At 70.5% G+C, this 22,621-nt stretch carries 16 protein-coding genes, 3 pseudogenes and 1 riboswitch; of the genes and pseudogenes, 8 read left to right on the top strand and 11 right to left on the bottom strand.

Annotation, left to right across the window (positions count from 1 at the left end; all coding sequences use genetic code 11):
* Window positions 1–72: 72 nt before the first annotated feature.
* Window positions 73–1,428, top strand: a complete 1,356-nt coding sequence (locus RV983_RS35315; protein ID WP_475989790.1) for an NAD(P)/FAD-dependent oxidoreductase — start codon at window positions 73–75, stop codon at window positions 1,426–1,428.
* A 98-nt stretch (window positions 1,429–1,526) separates the two neighbouring features.
* On the opposite strand, the gene RV983_RS35320 is transcribed toward RV983_RS35315, so the two are convergent.
* Window positions 1,527–2,315, bottom strand: coding sequence for a sigma factor (locus tag RV983_RS35320; protein ID WP_475989791.1), 789 nt, complete (start codon window positions 2,313–2,315; stop codon window positions 1,527–1,529).
* A gap of 244 nt (window positions 2,316–2,559) precedes the next feature.
* Between RV983_RS35320 and qcrB the strand changes: the two are divergent.
* Together qcrB and RV983_RS35330 are read left to right on the top strand one after the other, a co-directional pair.
* Window positions 2,560–4,152: pseudogene (gene qcrB, locus RV983_RS35325) on the top strand (cytochrome bc1 complex cytochrome b subunit); the annotation flags it as partial.
* Window positions 4,153–4,360: 208 nt separating this feature from the next.
* Complete coding sequence (locus RV983_RS35330) at window positions 4,361–4,969, top strand: YdeI/OmpD-associated family protein (protein ID WP_475989792.1); 609 nt, start codon at window positions 4,361–4,363, stop codon at window positions 4,967–4,969.
* A 328-nt stretch (window positions 4,970–5,297) separates the two neighbouring features.
* Here the strand turns inward: RV983_RS35330 and RV983_RS35335 are convergent, their stop codons facing one another.
* The 9 genes and pseudogenes from RV983_RS35335 to RV983_RS35375 all read right to left on the bottom strand — a co-directional run bounded on the left by RV983_RS35335 (window position 5,298) and on the right by RV983_RS35375 (window position 13,716).
* Window positions 5,298–6,038, bottom strand: a complete 741-nt coding sequence (locus RV983_RS35335) for a class I SAM-dependent methyltransferase (RefSeq protein ID WP_475989793.1) — start codon at window positions 6,036–6,038, stop codon at window positions 5,298–5,300.
* A gap of 86 nt (window positions 6,039–6,124) precedes the next feature.
* Window positions 6,125–6,811 (bottom strand): thiamine phosphate synthase, encoded by a 687-nt coding sequence (gene thiE / locus RV983_RS35340; protein WP_475989794.1) that lies wholly within the window; start codon window positions 6,809–6,811, stop codon window positions 6,125–6,127.
* Window positions 6,808–7,620 (bottom strand): hydroxyethylthiazole kinase, encoded by an 813-nt coding sequence (gene thiM, locus RV983_RS35345; protein WP_475989795.1) that lies wholly within the window; start codon window positions 7,618–7,620, stop codon window positions 6,808–6,810. Before thiM ends, thiE begins: the two co-directional genes overlap by 4 nt.
* Before the next feature lie 96 nt (window positions 7,621–7,716).
* Window positions 7,717–9,123, bottom strand: a complete 1,407-nt coding sequence (locus RV983_RS35350; RefSeq protein WP_475989796.1) for a purine-cytosine permease family protein — start codon at window positions 9,121–9,123, stop codon at window positions 7,717–7,719.
* A riboswitch (TPP riboswitch) is annotated at window positions 9,115–9,208 on the bottom strand. (Overlaps the previous gene by 9 nt.)
* Before the next feature lie 136 nt (window positions 9,209–9,344).
* Window positions 9,345–9,929, bottom strand: a complete 585-nt coding sequence (locus tag RV983_RS35355) for a YceI family protein (protein ID WP_475989797.1) — start codon at window positions 9,927–9,929, stop codon at window positions 9,345–9,347.
* 167 nt (window positions 9,930–10,096) lie between these two features.
* Window positions 10,097–10,843: an SDR family oxidoreductase gene (locus RV983_RS35360; protein ID WP_475989798.1), complete on the bottom strand. Its 747-nt coding sequence runs from the start codon at window positions 10,841–10,843 to the stop codon at window positions 10,097–10,099.
* A gap of 106 nt (window positions 10,844–10,949) precedes the next feature.
* Window positions 10,950–12,650 (bottom strand): FAD-binding protein, encoded by a 1,701-nt coding sequence (locus tag RV983_RS35365; RefSeq protein ID WP_475990551.1) that lies wholly within the window; start codon window positions 12,648–12,650, stop codon window positions 10,950–10,952.
* 191 nt (window positions 12,651–12,841) lie between these two features.
* Window positions 12,842–12,979, bottom strand: a pseudogene (locus tag RV983_RS35370) (NAD(P)/FAD-dependent oxidoreductase); the annotation flags it as partial.
* A 254-nt stretch (window positions 12,980–13,233) separates the two neighbouring features.
* Entirely contained in the window at window positions 13,234–13,716 is a 483-nt protein-coding gene (locus RV983_RS35375) for a cupin domain-containing protein (protein WP_475989799.1), read from the bottom strand.
* 338 nt (window positions 13,717–14,054) lie between these two features.
* On the opposite strand from RV983_RS35375, the gene RV983_RS35380 reads away from it, so the two are divergent.
* From RV983_RS35380 to RV983_RS35400, 5 genes and pseudogenes are all read left to right on the top strand, one after another.
* Window positions 14,055–14,501 carry a cupin domain-containing protein gene (locus RV983_RS35380; protein ID WP_475989800.1) on the top strand — a complete coding sequence of 149 codons (447 nt, stop codon included), beginning with the start codon at window positions 14,055–14,057 and terminating at the stop codon, window positions 14,499–14,501.
* A gap of 195 nt (window positions 14,502–14,696) precedes the next feature.
* Window positions 14,697–15,434 (top strand): SDR family oxidoreductase, encoded by a 738-nt coding sequence (locus tag RV983_RS35385; RefSeq protein ID WP_475990552.1) that lies wholly within the window; start codon window positions 14,697–14,699, stop codon window positions 15,432–15,434.
* A 96-nt stretch (window positions 15,435–15,530) separates the two neighbouring features.
* Window positions 15,531–16,427, top strand: a complete 897-nt coding sequence (locus RV983_RS35390; RefSeq protein WP_475989801.1) for an RNA polymerase sigma-70 factor — start codon at window positions 15,531–15,533, stop codon at window positions 16,425–16,427.
* 151 nt (window positions 16,428–16,578) lie between these two features.
* The gene (locus RV983_RS35395; RefSeq protein WP_475989802.1) at window positions 16,579–17,343 is read left to right on the top strand and encodes an SDR family NAD(P)-dependent oxidoreductase; all 765 of its coding nucleotides are present in this window, start codon (window positions 16,579–16,581) and stop codon (window positions 17,341–17,343) included.
* A 16-nt stretch (window positions 17,344–17,359) separates the two neighbouring features.
* Window positions 17,360–17,813 (top strand): annotated as a pseudogene (locus RV983_RS35400) (VOC family protein).
* Window positions 17,814–18,000: 187 nt separating this feature from the next.
* Here RV983_RS35400 and RV983_RS35405 read toward each other — a convergent pair.
* Window positions 18,001–22,080: a carboxypeptidase regulatory-like domain-containing protein gene (locus RV983_RS35405; RefSeq protein WP_475990553.1), complete on the bottom strand. Its 4,080-nt coding sequence runs from the start codon at window positions 22,078–22,080 to the stop codon at window positions 18,001–18,003.
* Between the last annotated feature and the right edge of the window lie 541 nt (window positions 22,081–22,621).

The raw sequence follows: 22,621 nt of genomic DNA on the forward strand, positions 1-22,621 counted from the left end.
CGGGGCGTCCGCCTGTCACAACGCTCCGCTCTGTCCGGTCGTCCTGGTGACGAACCGAAAACAGAGGAAACCATGCGTGAGATCCTGATCGTCGGTGGTGGCTATGCGGGCTTTTACACCGCTTGGGGCCTTGAGAAGAGATTGCGCGCCGGGGAAGCGAGGATCACGGTTGTCGACCCGCGCCCGTACATGACCTACCAGCCCTTCCTGCCGGAGGTGACGGCCGGTTCTGTCGAGGCCCGCCACGCGGCCGTGTCGCTGCGCCGGCACCTGAAGAAGAGCCGGCTGATCGCGGGGAGCGTGACCGAGATCCGCAGTGCGGAGCGGACGGTCACCGTCCGGCCGGTGAACGGGGCCGACCACGAACTGCGGTACGACGTCCTCGTGGTCACCGCCGGTGCCGTGACCCGCACGTTCCCCATAGCCGGCCTGGCGGAGCACGCGATCGGCCTGAAGCACGTGGAGGAGGCGGTGGCCATCCGCGACCGGCTGCTCACCGCGTTCGACCAGGCCGCGTCACTGCCCCCCGGTCCCGAGCGGCGCAAGCTGCTGACCGTCACGGTCGTGGGCGGCGGGTTCTCCGGAGTCGAGGGCTTCGGTGAACTGCTGTCCCTGGCGACCGCGATGCTCAAGGCGTATCCCGAACTGAGCTTCGACGAGCTGTCCTTCCATCTGGTCGAGGCCCGGGGCCGCATCCTGCCGGAGGTGACCGACAAGCCCGGCGCCTGGGTCGTGCGCTCCTTGGAACGCCGTGGTGCGCACGTGCACCTGAACACGCAGCTCACCTCGGTCAAGAACGGGCACGTGGTGCTGTCCAGCGGGGAGGAGTTCGACTCGGAACTGGTCGTCTGGACCGCAGGCAACGCCTCCAATCCCGTGGTGCACAACCACACGGACCTGCCGGTCGACGAGCGCGGCCTGATCACCGTCCGCGCCGACCTGCGGGTGGGCACCGACGCCGACCCGCTGCCCGACGTGTGGGCGGCCGGGGACGACGCGGCGGTACCCGACCTGGCGTCGCCGGTGCCGGGCGCCCGGACAGTGCCCAACGCCCAGCACGCGGTGCGGCAGGGCAGGCGCCTGGCGAAGAACATCCTCGCCGACCTGCGCGGGGGCACCGTGCGGGACTATCGCCACAGCAGCCTTGGAGTGGTGGCCACGCTCGGTCTGGGACGGGGCATCTTCCAGTACAAGGGGATCGTCATCAAGGGACTCCCCGCCTGGCTGATGCACCGGGGCTACCACGTACTGGCCGTGCCCACCTGGGAGCGGAAGGTCCGGGTGCTCACCGTCTGGCTGACCGCGGCCGCCTTCGGCCGGGATCTGGTCTCCCTGGCCTCCGTGCAGCACCCGCGGGACGCGTTCGTCACCGGCAGTGATCCGCGGCGCGCCGTGGAGCACCCGGCAGGCGATCGCACGACCGTCTGAGCACTCCACCCCACCGCGTTCCACGACATCCCCGGCCACGCACCTGCCGGCCGCTCCGGCGGCCCGCAGGTGCGTGTCGCCGCCCCGGCCCGAAGCCGTCACGGGGCAGGGGCGGGGGACTGGTTCCAGGGGCGGAGTTTGTCGGGGTTGAGGACGACCCAGACCTGTCCGACGCGGTCGCCGGTGAGGCCGAGGCTGATGACCGCGGCGACCTGGTCGTCGTGGCGCACCACGAGTCCGGTCCGGCCGTTGACGGACTGGTTCCGCACTGTCGTGCGCGGCCGTCCGGCCAGGAGCGCGACCAGGCTGCGTGCGACCTGCCCGCTCCCGTGCACGGGTCTGACGAGTGCCCTGACCTTGCCGCCGCCGTCGAAGACCGCCGTGGCATCAGGGCACAGCAAGGACATCAGCAGCCTGACATCCTCCGCCGCGCAGGCCTGACGGACAGCGGTGGCGAGCGCGTCGTGCCGCAGGGGCGACCCGGGACGCGCACGCCACAACCGGCGCCACCGGCGCGCGCGAGCGGTGAGTACGACGCACTCCGGACGCCCTCGCCCCACGACCTCCGCCACCGCGGGGGGCGCCACCCCGAAGGCGTTGTCGCCCACGAACGCCGGCGTCCGCTCGGAGTCCGGGCCGGCACCCTTCTCCCTGCCGGGCTGAGCCAGCCGGGCCAGGCAGATGCCATCCGCGGTCGTCGCGAGCCAGGCACGCGGGGTCGTGATCCCGGCACGCACCGTGTCCGACAGCGCGTACCACCGGCGGTAGGTCTCGACGACGACGTCTTCCGCCTGGTCGCCGCCCATCATCCGGTGTGCGACGTCCAGCAGATGCCGGCGCTCGTCGAGCAACTCCGCGATCGGCACCGCGTCACCGGCGTAGTCCATACCGCATCCTCCCTCGAGTACGGCACCACACAGCGCGGCCGCGGGCTCGACCTCGTCGAAGTGCAGGAGGTCTGCTCACAAGGGCACATCGCGCTTGCAAGCACTCTTCGGCTCCGAAGATGAGACCGGACAGGCACGGATCCTGTGACGTGGCGTCCGTGATCCACCGCCTGATGTCACATTTGCGCCGTTCCATCGGTCCTAGTGGTGCAGGCATGGGCGATCCACGAATGGTGGTAGGAAAATGGACAGCGAAGGCCGGCCGGACGCACCGCGACGAGATTCCAAGGGGAGCACCTTCGCCACATGGGCCGGCGGGCGGCTGGGCATCAGCGGCCTGCTCAAGGACAGCAGACGCAAGGTGTTCCCGGACCACTGGTCCTTCATGCTGGGGGAGATATCCCTGTACAGCTTCCTCGTGCTCGTCCTCACGGGCGTGTACCTGACGCTGTACTTCCACCCGTCGATGGAGCAGGTGCCGTACCAGGGAAGTTACGCACCGCTGCGGGGGCAGACGGTGTCGGAGGCGTTCAACTCGACCCTGCACATCTCCTTCGACGTGCGCGGCGGACTGCTGATCCGGCAGGCCCATCACTGGGCGGCGCTGATCTTCGTCGCGAGCCTGTTCGCCCACATGATGCGGATGTTCTTCACCGGTGCCTTCCGCAGGCCGCGGGAGCTCCACTGGGTGATCGGCTTCCTGCTGCTGGTGCTGGGCATGTTCGAGGGGCTGACGGGATACGACCTCCCGGACGACCTGCTCTCCGGGACCGGGCTCATGGTCGTGCACGGCACCATTCTCTCCGTTCCGATCGTCGGCACCTACCTGTCGATGTTCCTGTTCGGAGGCGAGTTCCCCGGGAGCGAGCTGATCTCGCGCTTCAACACGATCCACGTGGTGGTGCTCCCCGCCCTGATGGCGGGGCTCTTCGCCTACCTGGCGTTCCTGACGTTCCGTCATAACCGGGCACAGTACCCGGGACCCGGGCGCACCGAGCGGAACGTCGTCGGCATCCCCCTCCGGTCGTACGCCGTGCGGGCGGGAGGCTACTTCTTCCTGGTCTCCGGGGTGATCCTGATCATCGCCTCGATCGCCCAGATCAACCCCGTCTGGCTGTACGGCCCCTACCGCCCCGACCAGGTCACGGCGGGTTCGCAGCCCGACTGGTACATGGGCGTGGCCGACGGACTCCTGCGGGTCATGCCCGGCTGGGAGATCGTGATTCGGGGCCACACCCTCGCCCTCGACAACCTGATTCCCCTGGCGGTGGGCGGCGGCCTCTTCCTGGTCATGGGGGCGTACCCCTTCATCGAGGCCTGGGTCACCGACGACGACCGGGAGCACCATCTCCTCGACCGGCCGCGGAACCGGCCGGTGCGGACGGCGCTCGGCGCAGCGTGGATCAGCGTGTACGCCGTGGCACTGCTCGGTGCGGCCAACGACGTGATAGCGACCCGTTTCCACGTCTCCGTCAACGCGGTGACATGGGCCGTGCGGGCCGGGCTCTTCGTCGTGCCTTTCGTCGTCTACGCGGTGACGAAACGCTGGGCTCTGGGCCTCCAGCTCGGCGACCGCGAGAAGGTGTTGCACGGTCGCGAGACCGGCATCATCAAACGCATGCCGAACGGTGAGTACGTCGAGGTCCACGAGGCGCTCGGCCCGGAGCAGCTCCGCGTCCTGACCGAGCACGAGCAGTACCGGCCGCTGAGCGCCGACACGGCGGGCCCCGCCCGGCGGCTGCGGGCCAGGCTCAGCCGGGGTCTGTACGGCGAGGGCACCCAGATCCCCAAGCCCGTCGTCCACGAGCACGAGGAGATCACCGACCAGCCGCGTCACGCGGCGGGCAAGGGGCCGTGTCCTCCGGTCGGCAGGCTCGGGAGTGGAACCGCGGACAGCCGTCAGGCGACGGACGGCTGACGGGATCGCCGTCGGCTGCCCCTGGCGCCCTCGGCATCGGATGGTCTTCTCGGCCGGTGGCGCTCGGCGGCGGTCGGCACTACGGACACGCCACCATTCTGCACCCGAGGTTGTGTCCGAATGTGTCATGGCAATCGGCCGGGTGTGGTTCGCTGCCGGGGTGACTCAGGACTTGGAAACCGTTGCATTCGAATCCGCCGAGGCATTCCAGGCATGGCTCGGCACGAACCACGCCGTCTCGTCCGGTATCTGGCTCAAGCTTCGCAAGAAGGGCCCCGGAATCGTCGCGCTGGACTACGCCCAGGCGCTCGACGTGGCACTCTGCTACGGCTGGATCGACGGCCAGAAGGCCGCGTTCGACGACCAGTGGTGGCTCCAGCGGTTCACCCCGCGCAAGCCGCGCAGCAAGTGGTCCAAGGTCAACCGGGACAAGGTGGCCGCCCTGATCGAGCAGGGCCGGATGCATCCGCCGGGGCAGGCCGAGGTCGACCGTGCCAAGGCGGACGGCCGCTGGGAAGCGGCCTACGACGGCGCGAAGACCGCCACGGTGCCGGACGACCTCACGGCGGCGCTGACCGCGGACCCGGCCGCGGCGGCGTTCTTCGAGACATTGGACCGGCAGAACCGCTACGCGATCCTGTACCGGGTCCAAGACGCCAAGAAGGCCGAGACCCGGGCGCGCCGGATCGAGAAGTACGTAGCGATGCTGGCGAAGGGCGAGAAGCTGTACCCGTAGTCACGGAGAGGGACCGTGGCCGTGTGGCGCCCTGGAATCCCGGCACGTCGACGGGCCCCGGCAGCAGTCACCAGGTGCCCGGATTGAGCGTAACGAGACGTCAGAGGGACCGAGCAGGCGCACCGCTCAGGATCGGGAGACCCCCCGAGAGCGGGGAGCGATCCCGTACGACCCCTCATCAGCACTGGGCAGCGACCAAGGTCGCTGCCCAGACTGCAAGTGGCCCTGCACAGCCACACCGATCACGTCAGCCAGCGAAGGACTTCGAGTGCAGACCACCGGGGCCTGTCCGGGGAGGGGATGCCCTCACGTCTCGGTGCGGCGGAACTTACGGTTTGTGGGTGACCCAGAGCAGTTCCGCCGGCCAGCGGTGTGCCCAGTCGGGTGGGTCGGTTTCGTTGTAGCCGTTGGTTGTTCCGAGTTCGGGCCGTGGCTCGATGAGGTCGTCGATGATGAGACCCGCGCCGCGCAGGACCTTGACCCAGTCGCCGTAGGTGAGCTGATAGCTGGTCGCGCCGTCGCCTTCGCCGATGGTGTTCAGCCCGAAGTAGTCCTGCTGCAGCGTCGTGGTGACGCGGCCGGCGGCTTCGTCGTAGCAGGCTTCGAACCATGGGCTGGCGACGTTGAACACCAGGCGCCCGCCTCGGCCCAAGACGCGTGCGGCCTGCGGGACAGCCAGATGCGGGGGCGCCCAGCTGAGCCCACCGAAGTCGCAGAACACCAGGTCGAAGCTGTCGGCGGCGAAGGGGAGTCGTTCGGCGGCGCCTTGCACCAGCGGGTAGCGGGCGGCTCCCATCGCCCCGGCCGCTGCGGCGAGTTGGGCTTCGGACAGGTCGAGCCCGACCACGGTGGCGCCCTCGGCGGCGAGCGCCCTGGACCACTGGCCGGCGCCGCAGCCGAGTTCGAGGACGCGCTTGCCGGTGACGCCGCCCAGGGCGTGCAGGTGCGCGTCGGGGATGGAGTACATGCCCCACAGCCGGGGTGTGGCGCCGATTTGCGGGTCGTGCTCGTGCTGGTAGGCGCTGCTGATCCGGTTCCAGAGCCGCCGGTTGGCGGAGATGCTGTCCACGTGCCGACTCCAGCACTACGTGCCGGGGGCGGTCAACACCTTTAGGACACTGGCCGGCCCGCGCCTCGGTCCGGCCCTGGCTCGGCTCATGATCCGCGGGACGAACCCTGAGCCGGCACGCGGCCCCAGGCGAGGGCGTACGCGCGGGCCGCGGCACGGGGGTCCTCGGCGGCGCAGATGCCGGACACCACGGCCGCCCCCGCGGCCCCGGCCTCCCTCAAGCGGGGGAGGTCGTCCGGGGTGACGCCGCCGATGGCCACGGCGGGCAGCGTGCTGAGCCGGGCGAGGCGGGCGAAGCCGTCGAGGCCGAGCGAGGGCGGAGCGTCCGCCTTGGTCCGGGTCGCGTGCAGCGCGCCGATGCCGACGTGGTGGACGCCCGCCGGATCCCGGGCGGCGGCGCGCAGTTCCTCGGGGGTGGCGGCGCTGAGGCCCAGAACCGCGTGCTCCCCGATCAGTTCGCGGACCGCGGCAGGAGGCAGATCCGACTGGCCGATGTGGACGCCCGACACACGCACACCGGCGGAGCGAGCGGCCAGGAACACATCCACCCGGTCGTTGACGATCAACGCCACGTGCTCCGGGAGGACCGCGGCCACCTCTGTGACCGTCCGCAGGAAGTCCCCGCCGTCCGCGTGCTTCTCACGGATCTGCACCGCGGTGACGCCCCCCGCCACCGCCGCGGCGACGGTCCCGGCCACGCCGCGGCCCCGGGACCCGCACTGGGCCGCGTCCGTGACCAGGTAGACCGACAGATCGACCGGGGCCGGTGTCACGACAGCGCCGCCCGCTCGGTGATGTCCGATTCCCGGAGCGCGGCGAGCGCGTCCAGGAAGGCCACGGCGAAGCTGCCGGGCCCGGAGGCCGCCTTCGCGGCCGGCTCGGCGGCGACCGTGTACGCGGTCACGGCGGCCACCGTCGAGGCGAACCGGTCCTCGTCCACCGCCGCGAAGGCCGCCATTACGGCGCCCAGCGCACAGCCACCACCCGTCACGCGGGTCAGCAAGGCGTCACCGTTGGCGATACGGACCGTGCGCCCGCCGTCGGTGATGAGGTCCACGGGCCCGGAGACGGCGACCACGCCGCCGGTCGCACCGGCCAGGCGCCGCGCCGCTTCCTCCGCGGCCTCGACGCCGTCGGAGGAGTCCACCCCACGGCCGCCGCCACCCGCTCCCGCGAGCGCGATGATCTCCGAGGCGTTGCCGCGTACGACCGTCGGCCGCAGTTCCAGGAGCTCTCGCGCCAGCGCGGTGCGCACCGGCAGCGCGCCGACGGCCACCGGGTCGAGCACCCACGGAGTGCCGGCCGCTACGGCCGCCTGCGCGGCCTCGACCATGGCGGACCGCTGCTCGGCGTGCGGGGTGCCCAGGTTGACCAGGACGCCCGAGGCGATCCCGGCGAACGGACCGGCCTCCCCGGGAATGTCGACCATGGCGGGCGAAGCGCCCAGCGCCAGCAGGACGTTGGCGGTGAACCCCGTCACCACCGAGTTGGTCAGGCAATGGACCAGCGGGGAGTGGGCCCGTACACGCGTCAGTGCCTGCGCGGCGAAGGCGATGTGATCGGCGGCGGAAGTCGGCGGCATGGGGTGTCGCTCCTTGGGGGGACGGACGATGGCGCGTACGCGGTCGGCGGCCGCTTCGGGCGCCGGCTCGTGAGGGGGCGCGGGCGAGCGGGCGGCTCAGCGTTTCGGGCGGTGGCGCAGCCGCAGCGGCGCGTACACCGCGAGGGCCACGAGGAACGCCACGTAATACGAGAGGTCCGCGCCGTGCAGGGACTCCGCCACCGGGCCGACGTACAGGCTGGTGTCCATGAACGGCACGGCCGCGGCGAAGGCGGCGGCGAACGCGAGCACGGCCGGCAGGCCCGGCTGCGGACGGTCGGTCTCGGCGGCGAGGTCGATGTCGGCGCCTTCCCGTGCCCGTGCCCGGGCCAGCCAGTCGACGATGACGATTGCCACGAACCCGGGAATCCAGTAGCCGACGAACAGCAGCACGTTCTGGAAGCGGGCGGTGGTGTCCGCGGCGTGCATCCACAGCACCAGGGGGAAACCGAGGGCGGCGGCGAAAGCGGCCGCCACGGGGCGCGGAACGCGCACTCCGACGGTCTGGAGGGCCAGGGATCCGCTGTAGTCGTTCATGGCGTTGCTGCACAGGGCCGCCAGGGCCACGGCGAGCAGTCCGAACGCGCCCAGCGGTCCACCGCCCAGCAGTTCGGCCACGCCCGCGGCGGTCTGGTCGGTCAGGACGGACGCGCCCCACAGCCCGAGGGCCTGGACGGCCACGAAGGACACCACCAAGCCGGTCACGGTGTACCAGAACATGCGCGGGCGGGAGGTGGCGCGTGGCAGGTAGCGGCTGAAGTCACTGGCGTACGGAGCCCAGGACAGGGCCAGACTCAGCGCGATGGTGCTGGTCAGGACGAACGCGCCGCCCCGGTCCGCACCGTGGGCGGAGCCGGTGGCAGCCGGGTGGACGCCGTCGAGCAGCTTCCAGGCGATCAGCGCGAACGCGGCGGCGAGCACGAAGGTCATGACGATCTGGAGCCGGTGGATGGCCTCGTAGCCCAGGACGCCGAGAGCGCCCTGCCCGAGCATCATGACCAGGACCCCGAGCCAGAACGGCAGGCCGCACAGCCGGGCCAGCGCGTCACCGCCGAAGAGCCCGATCAGCGCGTCCCAGGCGACCGAGGACAGCCACTGCAGGATGCCGGGCAGCGCGACGGCCCGGCCGAAGGCGAGCCGGGCCAGCGGCAGCTGGCCCGCACCGGTCCGGCTGCCCCAGGTGCCCAGGTAGGCCGTGGGTACCGCGCCGATCACGGTGCCGAGCACGACGGCGGCGAGCGCGGTGGCGAAGTCCAGGCCGAGGGCTATGCCGATGGTGCCGGTGAACACACCGGTCATCGTGAGATTGGGTGCGAACCACACGGTGAACAGGCGTCCCGGGCCGCCGTAGCGGTTGCTCTCGGGGACCGGCCGTATGCCGTGCGCTTCGATGCGGAGATCGCCGGCGGCCGCCGGCATGCGTCCGTCGAAGACGGTCTGCCGGCTGTCGGCGGGCAGACCGCCGGGAACATGCGTCAAAGGCATGGAAGACATCCCTCCGCCAGTGCGAACTGGTTCAGGTTCGACGGGTGTGATCTCAGCCCTGGATGGGGCACCCCGTGTCCGGTACGACGGACAGACTAACCCGATCACGCTGCTCAGCGCGTTGATAGGAGGGCATGACAACAGAAGGGCCAACGGTCAAAGCGGTCGTATGCCGTCACATCGCAGCGGCAGGCCGGCACGGCGGGCGGCCGCGATCCTCGTCAAAGGGCGTCCGGCAGCTCGGGTCGCACCGCGCAGATGCCGAGGGTCAGCGTGACCGTGTCGCCGATCAGCAGGTCCCGCGCGCCCAGTGACGTGTTCCGGTTGAGTCCCCAGTCGGAACGCCGCAGCGTCGCCGTCCCCTGGAAGCCGACGCGGTGCGTCCCGTAGGCGTCCCTGCCGACCCTGCCGGATGCGAGGTCGATGTGCAGGGGCAGGACGACGTCCTTGATCCGCAGGCTGCCGGACATACGGAACCGGTCCTCACCGAGGTGCACGATGCCGGTGGACCGGAACGCCATGAGGGGGAACATCGCGGAGTCGAGGTAGTCGGGGCCGGTGAGCTGCGCGTCCCGCTCGCGCATGCCCGTGCTCAGGCTGCCGGTCTGCACGCTCATGTAGGCCCTCGACCGGTGGGGACGGCGTCCGTCGAGCGCGAGGAGCCCCTCGAAATCGGTGAACCTTCCGCGCAGGTTCGCGATCATCGCGCGCCGGACGGAGAAACCGATCGTGGTCCTGAGGGGGTCGATCAGGTAGACGCCGCTCAGCGCGTCGTGCGGACCCCTGCCGGAAATACGCCATTCCACGAGGTTCCCGGGCAGGGCGGGCCGGGTCCGGGGCCATCGTGCCGTGGGCGCCCCGTCGGCACACCGCCCGGGCCTGCCGGTGGGGACGCGCACGTGCCGCGGGGTGAAGCCGCGGCCCAGATGCCGGTGGCCCCTGCCTCCCGGCGGGCAGGGGCCATCCGTGAACGTCACTTCTGCTGCGCGAACCAGTCGGCGAACCGGGTCTCGGCGAGCTGCGCGCCGGCACCGGGCACGAGCGAGGCATCCTCCAGCTCGGACCCGAAGTACGGGGCGTGCGGGTCCGCGACGACCTTGCGGGGGTCGTTCTGGGCGGTAAGCACGTCGCGGACCAGCTCGTCGAACCGGAACGTGTCGGGGCCGGCGATCTCCACCATGCCGTCGAGGGGGGTGCCGGCCGCTGTGCGGGCGACGGCGGCGGCCACGTCGTCGGAGTGGATGGGCTGGAACTTGACGGGAGCGACGCGCACCGTGTCACCTTCGGTCGCCGAGTCCGCGATGCCGTTCATGAACTCGAAGAACTGCGTGGCGTGGACGACGGAGTACGGGAGGCCCGACGCCTTGATCAGCTCCTCCTGGGCCAGCTTGGCACGGAAGTAGCCGTTCTCCGGGAGCCGGTCCGTACCGACGATGGAGAGTGCGACGTAGTGGGTGACACCGGCCTCCGCAGCCGCCCTCAGGAGGTTGGTGGTGGCGGTGCGGAAGAAGTTCATCACGGCCTCGTCCTCGAACGAGGGCGAGTTGGAGACGTCGATCACGGTCTGCGCGCCCTGGAGAGCCTCGGCGAGGCCCTCTCCCGTCAGTGTGTTGACGCCCGTGTTGGGCGAGGCCGCGACGGCTTCGTGCCCGTGTTCGCCGAGCTTGCGGACGACCTTCGAGCCGATGAGCCCGGTACCGCCGATGACGACGACCTTCATGGGGGATCCTCTCGGAGAAATCTGTGGCTAGGGAAAAGACCGGGCGGGAACCCTGCCTGTGACAGGTGCCCGGCGGGCTCGCGCGGGAACCCGCGCGAGCCGGGCGTCACTCGGCGAGCTTGCCCTCGGTCGAGACGTCCTCCATCAGGGAGGCGATCTCCTCCGGGATGGCCGGAATGCTCTCGCGGGTGACTCCCGTGGTCGGGGACCAGACGAGATTCACCTGGAAGGCGGCGTCCAGGTGCGGGTAGTCGCTGCGGTTGTGACAGCCGCGGGTCTCGCGGCGTTCGAGCGCCGATTCGAGGGTGGCCCGCGCCGCCAGGGCGGCGGCCTTCATGTCGAAGGCGTGCGCGAGGTCCTGGAAGCCGGCGATGTCGGGGTGGACGCCGACGTCCGCCATCCGCTTCTCGATCGCGGAGAGTTCCTCCAGCCCGGCGAGGAGTCCCTGTTCGTCGCGGACGACTCCCGCGTGCTCGGTCATGGTGTTGCGGATGGCGCGCTGGAGTGCGCGGACGTTCTCGGGGCCGTCCGCCGCCAAAAGGCCGTCGATCTCGGCACGGGCATGCGCCACGGCGGACGCCGACCGCGGCTGCGAGGTCAGCGCCTGGGAGTAGGCGGCGGCCGCCTGACCCGTGAGACGCCCGAAGACCAGCAACTCGATGAGACTGTTTCCGCCCAGCCGGTTGGCACCGTGCAGCCCGCTCGAGGCCTCGCCGATGGCGTACAGACCGCGGACGTCCGTGCTGTGGTCCTCGGGCCGCACCCAGACACCGCCCATCGAGTAGTGGGCGGTGGGCGCGATCTCGATGGGTTCGCGGGTGATGTCCAGCATCTGAAGGTCCAGCAGGGTCTGGTAGACCCGGGGGAGCCGCGTCATGATCGTCTGCCGCGGCAGGTGCGAGACGTCGAGCCACACGCCGCCCTTGGGGGTCCCGCGGCCTTCCTTGATCTCCGTGTAGGAGGCCAGTGCCACACGGTCGCGCGTGGACAGTTCCATGCGTTCGGGGTCGTAGCGGGTCATGAAGCGCTCGCCGAGCGCGTTGCGGAGGATGCCGCCCTCTCCGCGCGCCGCCTCGCTGACGAGCGTCCCGGCCGCGTTCTCCGGTTCGATGATGCCGGAGGGGTGGAACTGCACCAGCTCGGCGTCGCGGAGGCGGGCACCGGCCTCCACGGCCAGGCGGAACGAGTCGCCGGTGTTCTCGTCGCGACGAGAGGACGTGCGACGCCAGATCCGCGTGTGGCCACCCGCCGCGAGAATGACGGCGTCGGCGTGGATGAGGTAGCGCTTCCCCGTGCCGACGTCGAACCCGTACGCGCCGAAGACGGCGCCGTCGTGCACCAGGAGCCGGGTGATGTAGACACCGTCGAGCACCGGTATGTCGAGCTGGTCCGCGCGCCTGATCAGCGTGCGCTGGATCTCCAGGCCGGTGTAGTCGCCGGCGAAGGCGGTGCGCCGGAACTTGTGTGCGCCGAAGAAGCGCTGCGAGATCCGGCCGTCCTCCTCCCTGGCGAACGCCATGCCGTACCGCTCCAGGTCGTCGATGCCGAGGGCGGCACCGTGGGTGACGGTCCGTACGGTGCGGGGATCGGCCAGCAGATAGCTCTCCTTGAGGGTGTCGGCGGCGTGCTGCTGCCAGCTGTCCTCGGGGTCCATCGTGGCCAGCGCCGCGTTGATGCCTCCGGCGGCGAGTGCCGTGTGGGCGTCCTCCTTGGGCCGCTTGCCGACGGCGAGGACGTCGACACCGGCCTCGGCCAGTTCGATCGCCGCTCGCAGTCCGGCTCCACCGGTGCCGATCACCAGCACCATGGTGGAGATGCGCTGTTCAGTGAGTGCCACGGTCCGCTCCGATCACCTTGGTTGTCACTCACTACGACCACGCGCTCCAGCCGTGTGTGACACCGCGTCGTCGCCGGCCAGGGCTTTCGCACCGGCTGCGGACAGCACGACGGGCGGGGGACGGCCGGTGGTCCGGCCGTCCCCCGCCCACGCGGAGGGTGTCAGGAAAGGACGCGGCCCAGGGGCACGTCCGGGTCGGCGAGACGCGCGTCGTCGACCTCGGCGCGGGAGGTGATCAGCGACCGGACCGGCTCGACCACGTCCCACACGTTGACGTTCATGCCCGCCAGCACCCGGTTCCTGTCGCATGCGGCAAGGCGCGGCGTGCGAGTCACTCCCCGGACCGGGCGGTGCCCGGGCGGGGTGGGGCACGCGTCACTGCCGCAACACTGCGCGTCCCCCGGTCATAGCACCGGCCGTGCGAACGACGCGCGGCAACGTGCGTGTCGCGGCGGCAGCTTGTCCTTCGCATGCGCATGCGCACGCGGGGTCGTGAACCGGCCGCCCGTCCGCCGGGGTCCCGGCGGGTTCCGGCGGGGCGTTCCCGGTCCGGCTACTCCACGAAGTACGAGTCGTGCTCGTCGAGGAACCTGGCGCGCTGCTCATCCGTGGCGTGGGCCAGATGCGACAGCCCCTCGAAGTACTTCTCGCGCGGTGCGCCCGGCGCGAAGAGCAGCAGCATCTGGGCCGGCGCGTCGGAGTCGTTGCGGTAGGCGTGAAGTCCGCCCTGCGGCACGTGCAGGAAGTCGCCCTTCCGCGCCTCGACCCACTCCTCGCCGTTGAACAGGCGCACGGTCCCGTCGAGAATGAAGAACGACTCCGAGATGGAACGGTGGAAATGCGTCTTGGGACCGCCCGCCCTCGGACTCATCTCGACCCGGTAGAGTCCGAATTCGCCTCGTGTGGTGGCTGTGGTCGCCAGATAGTGGATGGCGTCCTTGCCGGCCTCGCCGAGATCCGGTCCGTTGCTCTCCGGCCGGAAATTCGCGCTGACCTCGCCGCCCTCTCCGAAATACACCTGCTTCGGGTACGACATGTACACCATCCCCTATGTGTGCTCGGCGCAACGATGCATGGAGGGGCATGCGCAAGCCCCTCACATGACCGACCGGATACGACCACCATCTGTGACACATCGCGCCCTCATGTGTCCGGGAACTCGCACGCGAAGCCGCTTGTGCCGCTGCGTGGGCGGTCGTCGGCGGCACTTGTCACAAAAACGGTGTGTCCCCGGTCCTCCCTGTACAGCAGTCATGCAAGCCTGGGACGGACGAGTACGGCCATAACGGACGGAGGCAGTCGGTGCTCCCGCTCGACGGGCGGCGCTCCGACGTCACGCGGTCGATCCGGGCCGATCTACGGAGGTGCAGCGCAATGTCGGACAAGGACTCAGCGGGCAAGGCCGGCGGGCAGGCGCAGTCCGGGACGTGGCAGACGGCGATCACGATGCTCCAGAACGTCACGCCGCCCCACATCCCGGAGGGGGCCTCGGGGATGACCATCCTCGTCGAGTGGCCGCCGGGGGACCCGGGGACTCCGCCGCACCGCCACACGGGCCCCGCCTTCGGGTACGTGCTCGAAGGCGCGGTGCGTTTCGAGCTGGAAGGCGAGCCCGAGCGCGTGGTCAGGGTCGGTGAGACCTTCTGGGAGCCGGGCGGGGACGTCATCCACTATCAGGACGGCAACGCGCTCACGGATGCGCGGACCCGTTTCGTCGTCACCATGCTCTGCGAGCCGGGCCGGCCGATGCTCACGCTGGTCGACCAGGAGGAGCTGGCGCAGCGGACCCATCTGCGTGCGCCGCGTCCCGCCGAGAGGTGACCTGAGGTTGCCGGAGCGGTGGAGGCTCCGCGGCCCGTCAGGGCAGCGCCGCGGCATAATTTTGACATTGAACATCCAGGATATGTAGCGTCCTGAATAGGTCGACGAATGCTGCCGGGCGCGCCGACTTCTCCGGGGGTAACTTCGGTGCCGTAGGGGCATACCGGACATCACTATCGAAAGATGGGTCGTGTTATGAAGCTCGCGGTCGTCGGTGGTACTGGGCTCATCGGCTCGAAGGTCGTGGAGAAGCTCAACGCGGCCGGTCACGAAGCCGTCCCGCACTCCCTGTCCACGGGTGTGGACCTCCTGACCGGCAAGGGCCTCGACGAGGCGGTGGCCGGAGCCGACGTCGTGATCAACCTGACGAACTCTCCGACCTTCGACGAGGCCTCGGCGGCCTTCTTCCGGACGTCGATGGACAACCTCCTCGCGGCGAGCGAGACGGCGGGCGTCCGGCACTTCATCATCCTCTCCATCGTCGGCGTGGACCAGGTGCCCGACCTCGACTACTACCGGGCCAAGGTGCTTCAGGAGGAGATCCTCAAGGCCGGTCCGGTCCCGTACTCCATCGTGCGCGCGACGCAGTTCATGGAGTTCATGGAGGCGACCATGTCGTGGACGACCGACGGCGACACCGTCCGGCTGCCCGTGACACCGATCCAGCCGATCGCCGCCGCGGATGTCGCCGGCGCTGTCGCCGACGTCGCCGTCGGCAGCCCGCTCGGTGGTGTCCTCGACGTCGCGGGCCCCGACGTCTACTCCCTCGACGAGATCGGCCGGCTGACCATCGCCGCCAACGGTGACGGGCGCTCCGTCGTCGTCGACGACACCGCCGGCATGTTCGCCGCCGTCCACGGCGACGTCCTCACCCCCGGGGCGGGCGCCCGCATCGCCCCCACCCGCTACACCGACTGGCTGGCGCGGGCCTGAGCCGGCCCGGCGCGGTCCCCGGCGGGGTTCGAACGGATCGGTGAGCTGCCGCCGGCCCTCGGTGGCGGCGCGCCGAGCAGCGAGAATAGGCAAGGAATGCCGTCGAAGAACAATCCAGCGGATGACTCCCGAAGTCTTCAGGAGGCCGAAGAGGCATTCCGTGAGGCCCGCGGCAGCATGTTCGGCATTGCCTATCGCATTCTCGGCAGCGCCAGTGACGCGGAGGACATCATCCAGGAAGCCTGGATCCGCTGGCAGACCTACGACCGGTCGAAGGTGAAGAACACGCAGGCATTTCTCGCCACGACCGTGACGAGGCTCGCGATCAACGTGTTGCAGTCGGCCCGGGTTCGCCGTGAGACCTATGTCGGACCCTGGCTGCCGGAGCCGGTCGACACCACGAGCGACCCCGCGCTGGGGGCGGTCAACGGGGAGGCGCTGGAAGTCGCGGTGCTCATGCTGCTGGAAAAGCTCACGCCGACCGAACGTGCCGCCTATGTGCTCCGGGAGGCGTTCGACTACCCGTACCAGCAGATCGCGGAGATCATCGACCAGACGCAGGCCAATGCGCGGCAGTTGGTGAGCAGGGCGCGGAAGCATCTCGCCGCGGAGAAACGCGCGCGTGTGGAGACGGCCGAACACCGCCGGTTCCTGACGGCGTTCGTCGCGGCCGCGCAGTCGGGGAACGTGGCCGTGCTGGAGAAACTGTTCGCGGCGGACGTCATCTCGTACTCCGACGGCGGAGGAGTCGTCCGGGCGTCGAAGTTCCCCGTCGTGGGCCGGCAGCGGGTGGCCAAGTACTACCACGCCTTCGCCCCCCGCTTCTGGGCCGGTGTCACGGTGGAGCCGGCCGACATCAACGGACTGCCCGCGGTGCGCCTCTCCCACGACGGGGCCGTGTTCGCCGTCCTCTCGGTACGCGTCACCCCCGACGGCATCGACCGGCTGCTGTGGGTGATGAACCCGTCGAAGCTGGCCGGCGTGGCCGCCTGAGCGCGGCCTCGCCGGTGACGGTCCGGCATTCCGCGTGACCGTCAGCGGAGTTGGCGGGCCGGCGCCGCCGGTCCTGTGTTCAGGGCCACAGGAAGGGGTCGGCATTTTTTGTTATGTTCGACGTACGACGAACATCGAATAAAGGAGAGTCATGACCAACTCTGCGGACCAGCACTTCTCCGGTCGGGTCGCGATCGTCACGGGGGCGGGATCGGGCATCGGCCGCGCCACCGCCATCGCCCTGGCGGAGTCGGGGGCGCATGTGCTCGGCGTCGGGCGCCGCAAGGAAGCCCTGGAGGAGACCGCTCGCGCGCATTCGCTGATAGCGATCCTGCCGCTCGACATCCGCGAGGACGGCGCCGCGGCGACGATCGTCGCCGCTGCCGTGGAGCGGTGGGGGCGGCTCGACGTCCTCGTGAACAACGCGGGCGCCACGGCCGTCATGCCGCTGTCGGAGACGGACCGTTCGGTGATCACGGAGCTGTTCGAGCTCAACGTGACGGCGCCCAGTATGCTCGCCCACGCGGCACTCCCGCACCTGCGGGAGTCCTCCGGTTCCATCGTCAACGTGTCGAGCACCTACGGCCACCGCCCCTTGGCGGGCGGAGCCCACTACGCCGCGACCAAGAGCGCCATGGAGCAGCTCACGCGGAGCTGGGCCCTCGAAGTCGCCGCGGAGGGCGTGCGGGTGAACGCCATCGCCCCCGGCCCCACCACGACGGACGTCCTCGTCGCCGCGGGACTCGCCCCCGAGGCCGTCAACTCGATGCTCGCGTACGAGCGCGGACGCATTCCGACGGGCCGCCTCGCCGATCCCCAGGACATCGTGGAGTGGATCCTGCGCGTCGCCGATCCCGCCGTGACGCAGGTCACCGGTCAGGTCATCACGATCGACGGAGGACTGGAGCTCGTCTGACCGGCACGAGTGCGAAGTGACCGTATTGCCCGTCTGTGACGTCGATCGGGCCAAGGATTTCCACGAGGCCGTGGGATTCGGTCTGGATCTCGACAAGGCAGTGGGCGAGGAGTGGCGCTGTGTTCACTTCACGCCACCCGGTCCCGAGTGCTCGATCATGTTCGGCCGGCGGATCACCTCTCCCGCGCCGGGCTCGGCCCAGGGCCTGTACCTGATCGTCTCCGGCAACGAGCAGGCCCGCGCGGATCTGGTCGACCGTGGCATAGAGGTGGGCGAAGTGTTCCACGACGCCGGGGGGACTGCTCTACCACGGCCATGAGGCCGGAGAGATCACCCACCGGGTCGAGGGCCAGGGACGGCTTCACGGCTCGCATCCCGATCGTGCTTCCTACGGCTCCTTGCCTTCAGCGACCCGGACGGCAATGGCTGGGTAACTGCGGGAGACCACGCAGCGGTTCCCCGGACGCTGACGCGACGTCAGCAGTTCGCTCGGCCCCGCCCTTGCCCGGCCGCACCGGCGACGCCGCACTGTACCTGTGCGCTGCCGCCCGGTCGTGCCCGCGGCTGTTCCGCCGGAGAGGACGGACGATCGTGCTGTGACAGAGGCGGGCCGGTCCCGAAGGACCGGCCCGCCCCCTGGCCGCCGTCGACCGGCGGTTACTGCTTCTTGAGCGTGAAGTCGCCGGTGACGGTCGCCCCCTTCTTGATCTTCACGGTGGTGGCCACCGGCCGGTAGCCGTCCTTGGCGACGATGACGCTGAGCGGGTTGTTGCGGGAGTCGAGCCACAAGGAGTACGTGCCGTCCGCGGCCGTCCTCAGGGAGTAGCTCGCCGCCCAGCCGTCGATCTCGACGGTGGCGCCGGCCAGCGGCTTGGCCGTGCCGTCGCTCTGGATGCCCCGGACGGTGCCCGTGATCTTGCCCCAGGTCTTCGGCGGGTCGACGTGCAGGGACACCGCGACCTTCCGCATCCCGTACGGGGTGTCGTTGTCCAGGGCCAGTTGTGCGGTGAAGTCACCCGGCTGCGCGATCTCCGGCACCGAGGCGTCCAGCGTGACGGTGACCGTCGTGCTCGCCCCGGGCTGCAGGGTGAAGTGCTGGGTGCTCGTCCCCAGCCATGTGACGTCGGTCGAGCCGCCCTGGTCGTATCCGGGCAGTAGTTCCACGGTGCTGCTCGGGGTGTACGGCTCGCTTCCGCCGCCGATCTTGTAGAGGCCGAGGGCGGCGCCGCCGCGGTACGTGGCCACGTTGGCGTTGGGCAGGGCGGTCCAGGCGCCGGCCTGCGGGTCGTAGGCGAAGCCCTGGTTGGTGAGGGACTCGCGGCTGATGCCGCTGGAGATCACGAGCCGGTCGTTCGCCGCGGTGGACGACGCACTCCACAGCGGGATCGGCAGGTCGGGAAGCGCCGTCCAGGCGTCGGCGACCGGGTCGTAGACGTAGGCGTGCTTGCTCTCGCCGAGGGAGTCGGCCTCACCGCCGGCGCAGTAGAGCTTGCCGTTGACGCCACCGCACGACTCCCAGGAGACCCTCTCCGGGTAGTCGGCGATCCGGGACCACGCGTCGGTGTCCGGGTCATAGGCGTACGCCTCGACGGTGCCGCAGCGTTCGTCGCAGCCGCCGACGGTGTACAGCTTGCCGTCGAGTGCGGCGTTGCCCTGGCCCGCGTAGGCCGCGGGCGCAGGTGCGCCGGTGCTCCACCGGTCGGTGACGGGGTCGTAGATCTCCAGCTTGGGATCGGTGGTGTTGTCCGGCAGCCAGCCGCCGACGGTGTAGAACCTGCCGTCGACGAACTGGCCCGAGGGCGCCTCCCGGCGGTCCGCCGCACTGGCCACCTGGCTCCAGCTGCCGACGACGGGGTCCAGGGCGTACATCGCGTTGGTGACGTCGAAGCCGGTGTAGCCGAAGGCGGAGTAGACCTTGCCGTCGTAGCTGCCGACCGCGTTGCCGAGGACCGTCTCCGGGAGGTCGGGGGCGGTCTGCCAGGCGTCGCCCGACGGCGCGGCGGTGGGCTTCGCCCCGGCCGGGGCCGAGCCGGTCCTGCTCGCGTGCGGGGAGAAGTGCCCCTTGACGGTCTGGAGGGGTGCGCCGCCGAGGGCCTGGGAATGGAAACCGCCGGCCCGTTCGCCGACCGCCACGGTGACGGGCGCGCCCCCGGTGTTCTTGACCGTCAGGTTCCGGGTGGCGGACTTGCCCCAGCCGACGGTGGCGCCGACGGAGTCCGGCGTCACGGTCAGTTGCCCGGCCTTGAGCTTGTAGGAGGCGGAGACGGCGCTGTCGGCCGCGATGGTGACGGTCTTGGTCAGCTCCGTGTAGCGGGGACTCGCCGCGCCGACCTCGTGCTTGCCGAGACCGGGCGAGAACATGAGGTAGAGCCCGTCACCGAGCGAGGGGTCCTCGGGGGTGGCGACGGTCGTGGCGGTCGCCCCCGGCACGTCCTTGACGGTGACACCGGAGCCGACCAGACCCTTGCCGGTGTTGGCGTCGGAGACCGTACCGGTGACGAGGCCACCGGGGGTGGCCGTGTAGTCGCGGTTGCCGACGAAGACGTCGTCGACGCCCCACCACCAGGCGAACTCGGTGACGAAGTGGAAGCGCACCCGGACATCCCGCTTGCCGGCGAGGCCGGTGAGCGGGATCTCCGCCCTGGCGTGGTCCACGAAGCCCGCCGGCGCGGTCCACAGGTACTTCCACGTGGCGCCGTCGTCGGAACTGGCGTCGACCGAGATGGCCTTGCTGTCGGACACCCAGTACATGGCGTCGAAGGCGAGTTCCGGGTCGGACGCGTCGGTCAGGTCGAAGGCGGGGCTGATCAGCTGGGTGTCGTAGGCAGAGCCGATCGTGGGGTTGTCCGCGATCGCGAAGGCGCCGTCGCCGCCGGTCTGGTTGCCGCGCCCTCCCGGGTCGTCGAAGGTCCACCCGCCGGTCGTGCCGTCGGCGTTGACGACGCGCCAGCCCTCCGGGGCCGAGTCGGTCGAGGCGAAGTGCTCGGTGGCGCCGGACAGATGCGCGGCGTAGCCGGGCGCGGTCGCCTTCCAGGGGTCGGCGGGCAACGACAGTTTCAGCGACTGCGGGGCGTCGGTGACGGTGACCGACCTGGAGGCGGGTGTGTATCCGGGCAGTGAGGCCTCGGCGCGCAGGGTGTACCGGCGTCCCTGGGGGAGGGAGAGGGTGAAGGCGCCGGTGGCCGGGTCCGTCCACACCGGGCCGCCGGGGACACCGTCCACGGTGATCCTGGCGTACAGCGGCCAGCCGTGGCCGGAGCCGTCGGTCACCGCGCCGGTGACGGTCTGGCTGGGGACCGGGCTCAAGGAGAAGTCCCGCGTGAGGCCGCCGTCTTCGGTGACCGTCACGTCCTCGGCGGTGCCGGTGGCGTAGCCGTAGGCGTCGACGGCGACGTCGTAGGTGGCCACCGGGAGGCCGATGGTGTAGCGGCCGTCGGCGCCGCTGTGCGTGACGTTGTCACTTCCCGCGCTGATGGTGGCACCGGCAAGGGGCTTGCCGGTGGCCTGGTCTGTGACGGTGCCGGACAGCGTCCCGTGCGGGCCGGTGCGGAAGGCGCGCAGGCCGTCGGGGGTGCCCAGACCGGTCGGGCCGTCGTAGCCGGCGGCGCCGGTGCACAGGTAGGCCGGGGCGCAGGAGCCGTTGCTGCCGTCGGTCACGTCGTGGAGGCCCCCACCCGCGGCGTAGGGGTAGGAGTTGGGGTAGGTGCCCGCGACGGGGGCGCCGGCGTTGGCGTAGACCGCGGCGATGATGGGCGAACCCGCGCTGGTGCCGCCGAACTGCGCCCAGCCGTTGCCGCCGTAGGTCTGGTACACGGCGACCGGGGTGGCGGGGTCGGCCACCGCGGAGACGTCGGCGACGGACCGGTTCGCGCAGCCCGTGTCGGTCTGGAAGGCGGGCTTGGGCTCGTAGAGCGAGCATCCGGAACCGGCGCCGTCCCAGGCGGACTCGGACCAGCCGCGGCCCGTGCCGCCGTCGGCGGTCAGGGAGGTGCCGCCCACCGCGGTCACGTACGGCGAGGCGGCCGGGTAGGACACGCCGTAACCGTAGTCACCGGAGGAGGCGACCATCGCGACCCCGGGGTGGTTGTAGTGGACGTCGAGCCCCACCGTTCCGGAGGGGTCCTCGCCGCTGCCGAAGCGGTAGTCGGTGCCGTACGAGTTGGAGACGAACTTGGCCCCCATCGCCACCGCCCGGTCGACGGCGGCGCCGAGGTCGTCGAAGGCGGGGCTGTCGGCCTCGACGAGCAGGATGTGGGCGTTGGGAGCGATCGCGGAGACCATGTCGAGGTCGAGGGAGATCTCCCCGGCCCAACCCGGGTCGGGCTGCGGGTAGTCGGTGCCACCGCGCTGGTCGACCTTCTTGAAGCAGCCGCTGTCCGCGGTGCAGGCCGGCAGGCCGTACTGCTCGCGGTAGACCGCCAGGTCCTCCTCCGCGGTCGGATCGTCGAAGGCGTCGACGATGGCGACGGTCTGCCCGGCGCCGCCGCCCGCCGGGAGGTTGTAGGCCGAACGCAGGTCGTCCGGCCCGAACCCGCCCGGAGCCGCGGCCCTCCGCAGGCCCTTGGCCGCGGTGACATCGGTGCGGCGCAGGGCGTAGCAGGTGGCCTCGCCCTTCCTGGCGGCGCCGCAGGCGGCCTCGTAGGGCGCGTCGACGCCCGCCGTGGCGGCGGGTGAGGTCGCGGCGACGGCGGCGGGCGCCGCGGCCTGGGACGGTGTCTGGACACCCAGGACGGCCATCGCGGCCGCGCTGAGCACGGCCAGCACGGTGGACACCGGCCTCCGGAGTGGTGGACCGGATATGTGTGGTATGCGCAACGTCCGACTCCCCAGTCATCACAGGAAACGTCGACTCATGAAGGCTCGACGGGCGAACTTCTGCGGTCGCCGGGAGTCCATTAGCGGAGAGATCTTGTGTTCATGTCAACGCTGAGAGAGCGCAAAAGAGGTGCCGATTTGCATTCTCCGGTGAGTCCACCACGGATGTGTCCGGAATCCGGAGAGCCGCCGTGGATTTAATGGCGCCAGGTGTGACAGGTCGCACCATGAGGGGTGTTGGACCTATCATCACCCGATGTCCGGCCCCGTATCGCGCAGTTGGCGCCGGGCGGATCGCCGGCCACCGGCGTCATCGATTGCGGCTCCTTATGGTGGGACGTACTGGGGTATGTACCGGCAATGCCGGTAGCCTGCGGAACGTGGTCGAGTAGGTGCCGATCGCGCTGCGAGCGGCGGAGAGGGTGATGGTGCCCGCGCGGACGGTGTTCCCCAGCCTCGTCTC

Source organism: Streptomyces sp. RLA123 (assembly GCF_056270165.1).

Bases quoted from the DNA above. Each gene is read 5' to 3' on its own strand.
- RV983_RS35315 (WP_475989790.1), top strand. From the start codon at position 73: ATGCGTGAGATCCTGATCGTCGGTGGTGGCTATGCGGGCTTTTACACC.
- RV983_RS35320 (WP_475989791.1), bottom strand. From the start codon at position 2,315: ATGGACTACGCCGGTGACGCGGTGCCGATCGCGGAGTTGCTCGACGAG.
- RV983_RS35330 (WP_475989792.1), top strand. From the start codon at position 4,361: ATGGCAATCGGCCGGGTGTGGTTCGCTGCCGGGGTGACTCAGGACTTG.
- thiM (WP_475989795.1), bottom strand. From the start codon at position 7,620: ATGCCGCCGACTTCCGCCGCCGATCACATCGCCTTCGCCGCGCAGGCA.
- RV983_RS35350 (WP_475989796.1), bottom strand. From the start codon at position 9,123: ATGCCTTTGACGCATGTTCCCGGCGGTCTGCCCGCCGACAGCCGGCAG.
- RV983_RS35360 (WP_475989798.1), bottom strand. From the start codon at position 10,843: ATGAAGGTCGTCGTCATCGGCGGTACCGGGCTCATCGGCTCGAAGGTC.
- RV983_RS35365 (WP_475990551.1), bottom strand. From the start codon at position 12,650: ATGGTGCTGGTGATCGGCACCGGTGGAGCCGGACTGCGAGCGGCGATC.
- RV983_RS35375 (WP_475989799.1), bottom strand. From the start codon at position 13,716: ATGTCGTACCCGAAGCAGGTGTATTTCGGAGAGGGCGGCGAGGTCAGC.
- RV983_RS35380 (WP_475989800.1), top strand. From the start codon at position 14,055: ATGTCGGACAAGGACTCAGCGGGCAAGGCCGGCGGGCAGGCGCAGTCC.
- RV983_RS35385 (WP_475990552.1), top strand. From the start codon at position 14,697: ATGAAGCTCGCGGTCGTCGGTGGTACTGGGCTCATCGGCTCGAAGGTC.
- RV983_RS35390 (WP_475989801.1), top strand. From the start codon at position 15,531: ATGCCGTCGAAGAACAATCCAGCGGATGACTCCCGAAGTCTTCAGGAG.
- RV983_RS35395 (WP_475989802.1), top strand. From the start codon at position 16,579: ATGACCAACTCTGCGGACCAGCACTTCTCCGGTCGGGTCGCGATCGTC.
- RV983_RS35405 (WP_475990553.1), bottom strand. From the start codon at position 22,080: ATGGCCGTCCTGGGTGTCCAGACACCGTCCCAGGCCGCGGCGCCCGCC.